The 12,975-nt window shown below is 31.5% G+C and carries 12 protein-coding genes; all 12 read right to left on the reverse strand.

What is annotated here, in order from left to right:
* Positions 1 to 20: 20 nt before the first annotated feature.
* The gene (locus ABID14_RS09045) at positions 21 to 734 is read right to left on the reverse strand and encodes a replisome organizer (RefSeq protein ID WP_354369282.1); all 714 of its coding nucleotides are present in this window, start codon (positions 732 to 734) and stop codon (positions 21 to 23) included.
* An 87-nt stretch (positions 735 to 821) separates the two neighbouring features.
* Positions 822 to 1,817: an ORF6N domain-containing protein gene (locus ABID14_RS09050; protein ID WP_354369284.1), complete on the reverse strand. Its 996-nt coding sequence runs from the start codon at positions 1,815 to 1,817 to the stop codon at positions 822 to 824.
* A gap of 119 nt (positions 1,818 to 1,936) precedes the next feature.
* Complete coding sequence (locus ABID14_RS09055; RefSeq protein ID WP_354369286.1) at positions 1,937 to 2,110, reverse strand: hypothetical protein; 174 nt, start codon at positions 2,108 to 2,110, stop codon at positions 1,937 to 1,939.
* 148 nt (positions 2,111 to 2,258) lie between these two features.
* On the reverse strand, positions 2,259 to 2,786 hold the full coding sequence (locus ABID14_RS09060) for a PcfB family protein (RefSeq protein WP_354369288.1): 528 nt from the start codon (positions 2,784 to 2,786) through the stop codon (positions 2,259 to 2,261).
* Between the two features lie 183 nt (positions 2,787 to 2,969).
* The gene (locus tag ABID14_RS09065; protein ID WP_354369290.1) at positions 2,970 to 3,143 is read right to left on the reverse strand and encodes a hypothetical protein; all 174 of its coding nucleotides are present in this window, start codon (positions 3,141 to 3,143) and stop codon (positions 2,970 to 2,972) included.
* Positions 3,144 to 3,216: 73 nt separating this feature from the next.
* Positions 3,217 to 4,857 carry a MobQ family relaxase gene (mobQ, locus tag ABID14_RS09070; RefSeq protein ID WP_354369292.1) on the reverse strand — a complete coding sequence of 547 codons (1,641 nt, stop codon included), beginning with the start codon at positions 4,855 to 4,857 and terminating at the stop codon, positions 3,217 to 3,219.
* Between the two features lie 294 nt (positions 4,858 to 5,151).
* The gene (locus ABID14_RS09075) at positions 5,152 to 5,547 is read right to left on the reverse strand and encodes a hypothetical protein (protein ID WP_094224819.1); all 396 of its coding nucleotides are present in this window, start codon (positions 5,545 to 5,547) and stop codon (positions 5,152 to 5,154) included.
* Between the two features lie 86 nt (positions 5,548 to 5,633).
* Positions 5,634 to 6,050, reverse strand: a complete 417-nt coding sequence (locus ABID14_RS09080) for a sigma-70 RNA polymerase sigma factor region 4 domain-containing protein (protein ID WP_354369295.1) — start codon at positions 6,048 to 6,050, stop codon at positions 5,634 to 5,636.
* 283 nt (positions 6,051 to 6,333) lie between these two features.
* Entirely contained in the window at positions 6,334 to 7,710 is a 1,377-nt protein-coding gene (locus tag ABID14_RS09085) for an MATE family efflux transporter (RefSeq protein WP_224217993.1), read from the reverse strand.
* 1 nt (position 7,711) lies between these two features.
* Positions 7,712 to 10,186 (reverse strand): PEP/pyruvate-binding domain-containing protein, encoded by a 2,475-nt coding sequence (locus ABID14_RS09090; protein ID WP_354369297.1) that lies wholly within the window; start codon positions 10,184 to 10,186, stop codon positions 7,712 to 7,714.
* Positions 10,187 to 10,209: 23 nt separating this feature from the next.
* Entirely contained in the window at positions 10,210 to 10,806 is a 597-nt protein-coding gene (locus ABID14_RS09095; RefSeq protein WP_354369299.1) for a TetR/AcrR family transcriptional regulator, read from the reverse strand.
* A gap of 126 nt (positions 10,807 to 10,932) precedes the next feature.
* On the reverse strand, positions 10,933 to 12,774 hold the full coding sequence (locus ABID14_RS09100) for a DUF4368 domain-containing protein (RefSeq protein WP_354369301.1): 1,842 nt from the start codon (positions 12,772 to 12,774) through the stop codon (positions 10,933 to 10,935).
* Between the last annotated feature and the right edge of the window lie 201 nt (positions 12,775 to 12,975).

Below are 12,975 nucleotides of genomic sequence, written 5' to 3' on the forward strand. Positions count from 1 at the left end.
TGCCTTTCCACCTCTTTTACCTATAAAGATTCGCCTACGTCATAGTTCATTTTTTTATTTAAACCTTTCTGTGTTAGTTTTTCTTTATCTTCTTCATACCAATTAAGGATTGTTACATAATGGTCTTTATAGTATTTCCCAGAGCTTTTAATATATCTTGATAGCTTTTCAATCATTGTATCTGTATGACTTTGCAGCTTATCATTTAACTTATGATATTCTTCTTCAGTTAATCGAACATTTTGATATTTTCCGTAAAAAGAAACTGGGGCTGCTTGGTTTTCTTTTTCTCCTCTCCCCTTATCTATACTAACCTTATCTAATCTACCCTTATCTATACTGGGTTGACCACTTGACAACCTTTGGTTAACCAGATGACAACCAACTTTTTCTTCTGAAATATATGCTCCATTTTCCGTTTGATAAAGCTGCTGTTTCTGCTCTATATACATTGTTGGCTTATATCTGTCTTTTCTAATAAAATTATTTATCTTCCAATGAGTAATGACGATAATTCCCTGATCAAAGACTATCACAAAGCCTTTGGCAATAAGTATTTTAAGGTCATCTTCATTAGCTCCGATAATTTTGATGATTTTCTTAGGATTATTTACAAAACCGTCATCATCTGCCCTCATTGATAAATGAAAATATAGGCATTGACTACTTAGTGGCATATCCAAAAATAAGTCACTATCCACTATCTTTAGTGAAAACATTCTTTTATCTGCCATGCTCTCCTACCTTTCTTCAAATAAAAAAAGACGATAGTTTTTACTTCTACCGCCTTGCGTATTGCTATGGTTTTTTCTAATTATATATTAAATTTTTAAATCTTTATTATTTAACATCTTACTAAACATATCATGGTACATATCTTTAGAAGATTCTTCTATCTTGGTAATACTTGATATTTTATTTCCCGCATCCTTTGACGAAGCTCCGCAAAGATAAAAGGCTTCATTTTCTGTTCCACAGTCTATTGCTATATATCTATCGTGATATTTTTTACCTGCTATCTTCAGTTTCAGGTCTATGTTAGGATAGTCTTTTCTAAAATCATCTAAGATATTTTTTGTAAGCATATCCTTGTTCTTAACATTATCACTAAAGACTATGATTTGAGTCTTATCTCTTGCAGCTCTTAAAAGTTCCAATGTTTTAAGTCCTATATAGTTATCTATAACATAAATACTTTTCTTTGCTGATTTATATATTTTGGTATAGGCAACATCAGCTTCTATCTTATTTCCATTCATCAAGAGAAAATGTTTATATGTTTCCGGGTCTATAAAATTATCCATTACCTTTTTCAAATCTTCTTTAGTAGCTAATGTGTTAATCTTACTATCTATCCTTGCAATATCATTTGTGTTTTGATTTGTTTGAATTGCTATTTGAACTAATTCTTTTGAGCTGATAAAATCTTGGTTTTCAATGATGAAGTCTTTCATCTGCTTAAACATTCGTATTAAAGCCTTGCTCTGTTTAACGGCAAGTTCTCCCCTTAATACAGTCATAAGCATATAAATACCTTGCTCTGTAAAAGCATAAGGTAGTTTTCTACGACCACCCCAACTTGATGTCGATTTTTTCGATATCAAGTTTTCAAACTCTGATTTCGTCAACTGAAACATAAAATCATCATCAAATTTCTCCGAATTATTTTTTACTTGTTCGTTAAATCTTGTCGTTGTATACCCATATATTTCTGCAAGCTCAAAATCAAGCATAACCTTTTGATTTCGTATATAGTAAATCTTACTTTTAATTGTAGTTTCATCTATAACTACAATTTCCTTATTTTTCTCTGCCACAAAATTCACCTCCTATATATTTTTGGGGCTACAAGTTGTAGCCATTTTCTCTTTATTTCATTTAGCTTACAGATCTTAAGCCAATTATCCATAATATTTTCAAAGCCTAATTTCTATAATTATACCAAAAATATTAAATCTTTTCTATCTCTCCCTCTCTCTTTATCTATCTCTATATCTTTATCTATCTCTATCTCTATCTCTATCTCTTGTCGGACATGGGTTGGACTCATTAAGGACAATGTCCTCTGTTTATTTTGTCTGTGAAAAATTCTTCTTTTAATTTTATCCAATAATATCTTTTGTTTGTTGCCATATCTGTTCCTTTCTTGATTTTCGATAATCGAAATTCTTGATTTCCGATTTTCGGAATTCTGGACTTCTGCTTTTCGGAAGTCTTGTTATTGTGGTTATTTAAGGGTGTAACTTTTCGTTACTCCCTTAGATTTCTCTGGTCATATCTTTTTTGCTTGGTTTTACTTTTTCTTTTACTTTTCTTTTGACTTTCTCTTTTGTCTTATCCTTGTTCTTGGATAGGTCTTTGTATTTCTTTATTTGTTTTAGGATACTTTCTTTTTCTTTTTTATTTTCCTTGGCTAGGAGTTGCTTAAAGGCATATTCCATTACTTTTATATCTTTGGCTTGGAAGAATATTTCATAGTTTTTGCTTTCTTTGTTTTTCATTACTGAAAACTTTACTCCAAGTTTGTTTAGTTCTTTTTTTAAGTCTTTGAGGTCGCTTTGATCTATGCTTACGTTTTCTAGTTGTCCTTTTTTGTATAGGTCTTTTATTTTCATTTCATCGCCCATAAGGCTTTTGAGGTTTCCATTTGCTTTTTCTAAAGTTTCATTAATCTTTTTTCTTATTTCTTTTTCTAGGTTGATTGATTCTTTTGCTGCCTTTATTGTGTATGATATTATGGTTTGTGCTGCTTGACCTGCTTCTTTGCTTATTTCTTCGTTTATCATGTTTTCTCTCCTTTGTTTGAATTAAAAAAAGGGAAGTATAGGCTTTAATTTTTCTATACTTCCCTTTGATTGTTTTCATTTTATTGTTCTTGGTGGTGGAATGCTTTATTTTGATGCTTTTATAGCTTTCTTAGGTATTTGTACCTTTTCTTGTTTTTCTGCTCTTATTTTGCTTTTCCACCTTTAGTAGTTTATGTGTGTTCTTTTGTCTGATAGATAGATTTTCATGTTGGAATATAATATCTGCACTTCTTCGTTGTTCATTGCTTTTATTTCTTCTGTGCTTTTATAGGTTTTGTATGTTCCATCTTGATCTGCTTTTATGAGTTCATCTATTAGCTCTTGCCTTTTATTCATCTCTATCACCTCCTAGATTTGCCTTTATTTGTTTGGTCATATTATAGCTTGGATAAGATATTTTTACCAGGTCTTATCTTTCTTGATTTTTGTAATAGTCTTTAATTGTCTGCCTTTTTTCATTAAACTTATCACTATCTTGCTTATACTCTTTTATCTTTTCTATGATACTTTCTTTCTCTCCTCTCTTAATCGCCTTGTCAATCTCAATACTTAGGTCTATGCCATAATCGTCATTGACTGTCTTGACTGCATACTTGATATGGTTGATACTTTCGTACTCTTCTTTGATTGATTGTGATTGTCTGTTGAGTTTCGATATTTCATCTTCAAGGCTTTGGATTTCTTTTTTCCAGTCTTTAGACTTAATCGCCGATGAGCCTGTTATCTTTTCAAGAATTGCCCTTGCTCTTTTATATTTATCTATCTCATCTTTATGGGAATTGTAAAAGCTGTCTTTGAATAGGGATTTACTGTTCCATTCCTCAAAGACTTTTTTGTTATCCTTGATGATGTCCGCATAGGCAAAGCATTTATTTAAGTTTTCTATTCTTGTGGTTTTCGCCTTAATGTCTTGACTAATCTTCTTATTTTGGGATTGTAATGTGCTTATCTTTTCTTGTAGGTCGGCTATGGTTTTAAGATTGTTGCCTTTCAGATATATTCTTGCTTTGGAAAATCGTCTTAGGTCTGCACCTATCTTTTTGTTGCTTGCATAGGGATTTAACTTTCTTGCTTTTTCTCCCTGTAAGTCATAATAAATACTGATGTACTCATAGAGATTAAAGAGTTCCGCCTTGTTCTCATATTCTTCTTTTTTCTCCTGTTTGTATTCATCATATTTTACTTGCAGACTTCCAAGTAACGAGCCTATCCAAGACGTAAGTTTGGATAGCTCCTCTTTTAATTTTCTAAATTCTAAATTCAAGGCGATGATTTTTCTGTTTTGGTTTCCTCTCTCTGTCTGTATGCCTTTTTTCTCCATCTGATAACTGCTTGTGCCTAAATGAATTTGCGGGAGTTCTTCTCTGCCTTGTTCTTTAAAGGTGCGTGGATCTATCCTTTTATTTATGTTGTTCCTTGCCAAGTATTCGTTTGCTTTCTTTGAAAAGTTTTCTCTCCACTCTTTTGCTTTGTCAGGTTCGTTCCAATCGTTCAGATTTACTTTTCTTGATTTATAGTTTCCGCTTTTCAGTTTTATCTTTTCTCCGTTTTCATCAAGGATATATTCTTTTCTGCATTTCGGTTTCCAATTCCCTTTTTCGTCTATTTCTCTAAGGGTAAGTAGGATATGGGCGTGTGGTTGTTCTTCATGATCGCTTGCCATAGGATTATGAATATTACAGTCTACTATCATACCTTTAGAAGTAAAGTTTTCTTCTATAAATTCGCTGATTAATTTTATTCTGTCCTGTTCATTTAATTCTCTTGGAAGTGTAAAGAGCAGATTTCTTGCAAGTTGTGAATTTTTACTTTTCTCTATTTTTTCAACACTATTCCATAGGTATTCTCTGTTTGAAAACTTTTTCGGGATATGTTCCGGCAGAAATATTTTTGAGAATACAAGGTCTTCTTTTTTAGAATAGTCATGTGTTTTTCCATAGTATTCATCTTGTAATTTATCTCTTGCATTGTATGCAGCTTTTGCAATCACGCTATGCCCTTTTGACCTTGCCACAATATCTACATGGGTATGCAAACTTTTGATTTCCATTGTCTTTTCCTCCTTTATCTGTTTTCAATTTTGGGATTTTACTATCCTAATGTTCAGGTCGTATCTTCGCTCCCTTTTTCAAAGGGCGCAAAGATACACCGTTTGACTACGGTGCTTTGCGTTCCTGCGGAAAGCTTATAGCTCCGCTAAGGAAACAAAAACGCTAAAGCATTTTTATTTGTTCAAGGGGGCTACTCCCCCTTAGACCCCTGTGAACTTTGTTTTTTGTAGATTTTTCAAATCCACAAAAAAGCAAAGTTTTAAAATGTTTCTCACTTTGCTCCATCTTAGTTTCTAATACATTTTCTGTTTTTCTTGCTCTTCCTCTGTCAGTTCTTCAAAATCATCATTTGCATTTTCCTCTTTAAGATTTGGATTTTCTTCTAAAGAGATTTCTTTTTCTTTTAAATGAATTTCTGTAAGTTCTTTTAGCTTTTCTCTATTTCGATTATCGGAAAGTACATAATCTAAAAAGGCATAGATTAAATCATTATCTGTATTTTCTTCTGCTCCGGTTATCTGTTTTTCAAATTTCTCAAACACGCCTCCTTTTTCTACTTTTCGTTTCGTGTCCGCCTTTCTTTTTAGCTGTGATTTCTTTTGTCTTAGTTGCTTAATTTTGTTTTCCGCCTGTTCTTTTTTCTTAGTTTCTTTTTCCAACTGGCTCATTATATTTTCTAACTCTTTCATTTTTCATTCCTCCATTTCAATATTGTTGTGTTCCAAACAAAGAAAGGCTAAGCACCTTTCTTTGATACTTAACCTTTCATCATTTTTTAGATTTTATCTTCTAAAATCTTTCTTAGTTTTTCTAAAATTTGATCCCTCCTTTGTCCGATTGCCTGATGTGTAACTTTCTCTTTTCTGCTGATTGACCTAAGACTTTCTTCTCTGTAGAAGATAGCTTCCATTAACTCTCTTTCTTCTTTTGTCAGTGTAGCTAATGCCTTATGCAGTTCTTCAATTTGCATTTTGACTTCTACAATTTTTTCTAAGTCTATTTTTTCATCTATGATGTTATCTACAAAGTGTCCATCATGATCTAATGATGAAAATGGAATAACTCCATACTTGCAATCCTTTTTCTGAAGATATTTTTCATGCTCTGTTATCTTCCAATAGGCTTTGTAGACTTCTTCACTTATGGATATAGCTTCCCCTTTGACATAAAGGTAATATTCCTTATTAGGCATTGTGTTATCCTCCTTTTTAAGTTCTCTGTTTTGCTTTTTGAGAATAAAAAAGGAGGACTTCTACACTTTGACGTAAAAAGTCCTCTCGGCTTAAAAACTAATATTTTATATGATTTTCTATTTTGTTGTTTCTGGTAAAGTGTTATTGCTATGTGTAAGTAATCCCAACCATAAAAAAGGATAAATGTATCTTATGTGACTAACAGAATTTAGTGTTCCCATTATTTATCCCTCCATTACTTAGCTACATATTTTTCCCTCCTAAATAAATCTTTTATAAACTTTAAATGCCATCTTTTTTGCATTTATCATTAGCAAATTTTATTTTCCTAACTAAGATAACAGCTAAACCAAATGACAAAACATCTGCCACTGGTTGAAGCAAATATATTCCAAATTGCCCAAATATATTTGATAAAGTATACAATAACGGAATATAAAATATTCCTTGTCGTGAAATTGAAATTATTGATGCCCAAAAATATTGTCCAATATTTTGCATTAGCATACTACTAATCGCAAAGTATCCTAAAAGTGGCATTGTAATACATTGCATACGCAGTATCTCTGTACCGGCTAAAATAACTTCATTATCATTTGACATTGTTCTAATAAGCGGTTCAGAAAAAACATATAACAAAATAGCCGCTATAATTAAAAATAAAGTACCTCCTGTTACTGCAAATTTAAAAGCCTTTTTAACTCTATCATATTGCTTTGCCCCGTAATTCATCGCACAGATAGGCTGAAAACCCTGACCCCAGCCTATCATTATCATATATGCTAATGCTAATATCCTTGAGCTTATTGTTAATGCTGCTATAACACCATCACCGTATTTTGCGGCTACAACATTCAGTAAAATTAAAGCGATACTTGTGATAAATTGTCTTGAAAAATTAGGCATTCCTCCTGCCAGAATATGATATACTCTATCTTTATTTATTCTTACTTTTTTTAAATCAACAGCAGTATTTCCATTTTTTTCTGATAAATTCGTTAATACGATGCAACCTGTAATTTGTCCTATCAATGTTGCATATCCAGCTCCAATAAAGCCGAATTTAAACCCAAACATCAATACAGGATCCAGAACTATATTGACAACCATTCCTATCAATAATCCTATCATTCCATCTTTCACATTCCCACAAAGTCTTAATTGATTGTAAAGAGTAATAGAATAAAGACCAAATGGTATGCTGACAATAATCACCTTTAGATACTGCACTGTAAAATTCAACAAACTTTCAGAAGCACTTCCACCTATAAATTTTGACAGCGGTAAAACAAAAAACCATGATAAAATAGCTATTAAAATACCAATGACAATAGCAAAGAGAATTCCAATAGACGATATAATTTCTGCTTCTCTTTCTTCATTTTCTCCAATTTTTTTTGACATTATGTTTCCACTTCCATACCCAAACCAAAATCCAATAGCTTGAATAAAACTCATAAAGCTAAACACGATACCGATAGCAGCTGTCATGGATTTATTATTTAAAATACCGACAAAAAATGTATCAGTCAGATTATAAATTACCATGACAAGCATACCTATAATGGTAGGAATAGAAGTTTTCACTAATAATGGCAGAAGATTATCGTTTAAAATGGCTTTTCTTTTCAATTCTTTTTTATTATTACTTGAGTTCATACTACAAACCTCTAACTACACCTTTATTACCGTCTACTTGAATCATATCCCCATCTTTGAATTTGGTAGTTGCAAAACCAACTCCAAGAACTGCCGGTATATTATATTCTCTTGCAACAATTGCAGCATGGCTCAAAGCAGAACCTGTATCTGCCACAACAGCACTTGCCAGCTTAAATAATGGAGTCCATTCAGGATCTGTAAGATGACAAACTAATATATCTCCTTTTTTCATTTTATAAAATTCTTTGGGACTATTTATTAAACACACCTTTCCAACTGCAATGCCAGTGCTTCCGCTTACTCCTTTTAAGACATCACCATCTGTTTTAAAAATCAATAACTTTGAAGCTTCCCAAACTTTTACTGCTAAAGGAAATTTTTCGTTTCTCCTATTTATTTTTTCCTTATCTGATTCATTTAAATTACCTCTGTTAATTACTTCCAACAGTTCTTTATGAAAAAGATTAGCCGCTCCAGTTTCTATATTTTCATCACCCAAGAGTATAAAGTTAATTCTTTTAACACACTTTCTCACATAATAAAATAGTGTTTCCCACAAATATTGACTTTCTTCACGAACCACATGAAAATATCTAAAATATTTTATCTGTTTTTCTACATCCTGATACTTTCTACCATAGATTTCCTTTACGCTCTCCATAAGCTTAGAAAAATCCTTTATATCGTTGCTTTCATTACTATTTTCATTTAATATAGGTCGTAATATATTTATCAGCCTATCAGGATCCTCAAGAAATGTTTTTGCAGATAAACAATAACAATTATAATCAGATTTAAAACCATTATTTTTCATAAACTCATCTGATATATTCTTAAAATCATTATACTTTTTATATAATTCCTTAAAATTATCTCCGGAAATTATTGCTTTTTTTAAAGCTTCATTTTTTCTTATCTCACGAGCCATTTTATAGACATCATTTGTAACCACTGATGTTTTATTATCTAAGTCCCAATAAAAATCAAATGATGAATAATTGCTATTTACTTTTTTTATTATTTTGGTAAATTTCTTGCTATTTAAAACTGATGGAAATAATGCATATTTGAATCTATCATAAGCAAGCTTTTGCAAAAGAACATAACTTTCTTCTAAGAAATTTCCACACTCCGTTAATGTCATATTTTCAAAATTTAAGTGCTTGATTTCTTCTATTTCAACTTCATATATATTCATAAAATCTTTGCACTTCTTATAACAGAACTCAAAATCTTTCATGTTCTTTAAAATTTTAAAAAATTTAAAAATATTCTTTCCAATTCGCTTTCCGTCATCAGAAAAAGTTTGTATACCATCATCATCTATAATTGGATTTCTTGGTAAAATAATTCCACCTTCTGACAAAATGTTTACTTTCTGATCATTAATTGCCATCAAATAATCGAAATCAAGGACTCTATGTGCAAAAGGCATTTTTTCTAAAAAGAATGACATTACTTCTTGTGTATCCTTTTTGATTTTTTTACCATTTATATACTTCTCTATTAAATCATTGCCAGTTATATCATTTTCAGAATTTTTTAATGTGGTAATCGCTCTCGCTTGTAAAATATAGACAATATCATTTTTGATAGCCCATTCAATATCCATAGGCATACCATAGTGTTTTTCAATCTCTAAACCGCACTTCATAAGTTCAAGTATTTCTCTATCATTTAATGCACGAGTTTTTCTTTTATCAGGATTTACCGATACTTCAACAGTTTCCTTATCACCGTATATAATCTGAGTTTCCTTGCTTCCAATATTTACTTCGATTATATTTCCTGATTTGTCAATAATGTAGCTATCCGCTGTAACTCTTCCGCTTACAACGCTTTCTCCTAAGCCAAAGCTTGCATTTATTTGCATCTCATTTTCTTTTTTGTTTACTGGGTTTACAGTAAATAAAACTCCTGATTTTTCACTCTCTATCATTTCTTGAATAACAACTGCAATAGAAACTGAAGTTTGATCATAACCTTGATGAAATCTATAGCTTACAGCTCTATTCCCCCAAAGTGAAGCATAACAATTACGCACCCCATTTAATACACTTTCAATACCTTGAACATTTAAATAAGTTTCTTGTTGCCCTGCAAAACTGGCATCCGGTAAATCTTCTGCCGTTGCTGAAGAACGCACTGCAACTCTTGTATTATTTCCAAGATTAAAATATTTTTCTCTTATTATATTTTCCAATTGCTCAGGAAATTTCCCAGACTTTATCTTTCCTCTAAAATGCTCAGCTTCATTTAGAAGTATTTTTTCATCATCTGCTGATTTTTTAATTCCATTTTCAATGAGGCTATCAATAGCATTTACTTTTAAAAAATCTCTATATGCGTCTGCTGTTATAACAAAACCACTTGGAACATTTATTTTAGCCGAAGTCATTTCTCCAAGATTAGCTCCCTTACCTCCAACAATTAATACATCTTCCTTTTTTATCTCATTAAAATCCAGAATCATTTCTATCACCTTCCTTTTTACAATTAAATTTCTATATATTTAAAAACAATGCTTTGTATATAAATATTAAGTACTTCCTCAAATGTATCTTCATTAAAATGGAAATAATTTGAACATAAAACAAAGCTTCCAACAAAGGCATTTGATAAACCTTGCTTATCTACGCTTTTTACTACTTTGTTTTTGTACCAATAATCTATTAACCTATCCAAAAAATCCCCATATAGATTTTCTACTCTATTCACTTTCTTTGAATCTTGACTCGCAAATATTCTAAATGCCTCTTGATAAATTTGCTGATTTCTAATTTTCTCAGTCATGTCTATTGAATACTTAAAAATTACCTCTGAAAGGAATTTTTTAGGATTCGTAAGTGAATTTGAAAATTCTTTTTCAATGTTCTCCAATTTTTGTATTGATCTATATGCCATTAAATCAATGACAAGAGATTCTTTATCTTTCCAAAAATTATAGAAACTCCCTTGAGCTATTCCGACTCTTTTTGTCAATTCCGAAATGCTAAGTGATTTTGTCCCTTTATCATGAAATAAATCAAGAGCAATTTCCATAATACTTTCTTTAATTTTTATCTTTTCTTCTTCTGTAAATGCTTTTGCCATTTTAAGCCTCCAAATATTATAAATATATCTATGAATTTTCTATTTTTTATTCATAGATATCATAGCATAAGCAAACACAAAAGTCAATGAATATTTTATTTTTTATTCATTGACTTCTGAGATATATTATTCAATTAAAATGTTCTGCATTTCACATACCGGTATCCCTCCCCTTTTCAAAACCTTTAATTTCTCCTGTTTCTTTTGCTCCCTTCTTGCCTTATATTTTTTTTCATACTCTTTCTGTTTTCCGCTTGCTTTTCTCTTTAGATAATTTTGATGAAGTCTGTCTTTTCTCTCATTGATTTTGCGTTCTTCCTCCTCAAGTTTTTGTTTTTCTTCTTCGGTCAATTCTTCTTTTGGTGGTTCATAATTACCTATGAAGTTAAAATATATTTCTATCTTTTGCTTTGATGTTTGACTGCCTTTCCTATCTCTTTCATGAATGATTATCTTCTTTACAAACTCATTTATCATTGTGTTTGTGAGATTATCAAAGTTTTCATAACGACTAATAAGGGATATGAATTTTCTTGCCTTATCTGTTTCCATTTCATATCTTGATATTACAAGCTCTAAGTCTTTAATCTCTTTACTTAACGTGAGTTGCTCAGTTTCATATTGGTTATTTAAAATTTCATAGCGATTATTCGGTATCTTATTTAAAATCATATCTTCATAAATTCTGCACATCAATCGTTCCAGCTCCTGAAGTCTGTTTTGGCTTTCCGATATTCTTATCTTTTTCTTTTCAATCTCTACTTTTTCCTTTTCTTCCATTTCATTTTGAATGGAACGGATAAAGGCTTCGTTATCTTCATCAAGGTATTTTTTAATGTCTTTTAGCGTTTCCTGTATAAGATTTAGGACGGCTTCCGCTTTTATCCTGTGAGCTGATGGACAAAGTGTTCCACAAGGTACTTTTGTGTAGGCACTGCAATTGTAATAAGGGATATTCTTGTAATTACTTGTCCTATGAACATACATCTTACTTCCACAATCAGCACAATACATTAGTCCTGTTAGTGGGTGATATTCGCCCCAACCATCTGGGTATCTTTTTACATTTCCTCGTATTCTTTGTACATTATCAAAGGTTTCTTGGTCTATGATTGCTTCGTGGGTATTTTCAAATATCAGCCAGTTATCTTCAGATACATATTTACTTTTCTTATCCTTGAAGTGCTTCCTTGTTTTGAAGTTGACTGTATGCCCTAAGTATTCTTTTTTCTTTAAGATACTTGCTATTGTGGAGCTACACCAACGATAAGGATGTTCAAAATTTTTGCTTTGATGTAGTCCGTAGCCTAATTTTTGTTGATGATAAGCTGGTATATCTATTTTTTCTGCTTCCAATATCTTTGCTATTCGATACGGACCATTGCCTTGCATGGTCAGGTTAAATATTCGCCTTACTATCTCTGCTGCTTTTTCATCTACAATCCACTTATCTTTGTCTTTTTCATCTTTGATATAGCCATAAGGTGGAGAACTTGCCGTATGCTTTCCACTTTCTCCTTTTGATTTGAACGTCGATTGTATTTTTCTTGATGTATCTCTTGCATACCATTCATTCATAATATTTCTAAAAGGGGTAAAATCATCTTCTCTGTAAAAACTGTCTACATTGTCGTTGATAGCAATTAGTCTTACGCCCTTTTGTCTTAATATCTCCATACATTGACCGACTTTTAGATAATCTCTGCCGAGTCTACTCATATCTTTTACGATGATACAACCGATATTTCCACTGTTTACTCCGTTCATCATTGCCATAAATCCCGGTCTGTCAAACTGGGTTCCGCTTATTCCGTCATCTGTAAAATGGATGATGTTGGATAAATTATTCTTACTTGCATATTCTTCAAGGATTTTCTTTTGATTGACGATTGAGTTACTTTCTCCTTGAAGTTCGTCATCACGACTTAATCTCTCATAGAGTGCTGTTATCTTTTCAAAATTCCTCATTTTTACCCCCTTTCCCTTAATTTCTCAAATAAAAAAGAATTAAGAAGTACATATTTCACTAAAACAGTGATTAAGTGTTCTCCTTAATTCTATTACTCCTGCTGCAAGCTTATATTTCTTGTATTGCTTAACTGCAAAATGACTTGGATCTTTCTTTTCAAGAGCTTCAAAAAGCCTATCAATTGGGTTCATATAGGTTTC

It is taken from the genome of Peptoniphilus olsenii, assembly GCF_040545475.1.
GTDB classification, from domain to species: Bacteria; Bacillota; Clostridia; order Tissierellales; family Peptoniphilaceae; genus Peptoniphilus_A; species Peptoniphilus_A olsenii.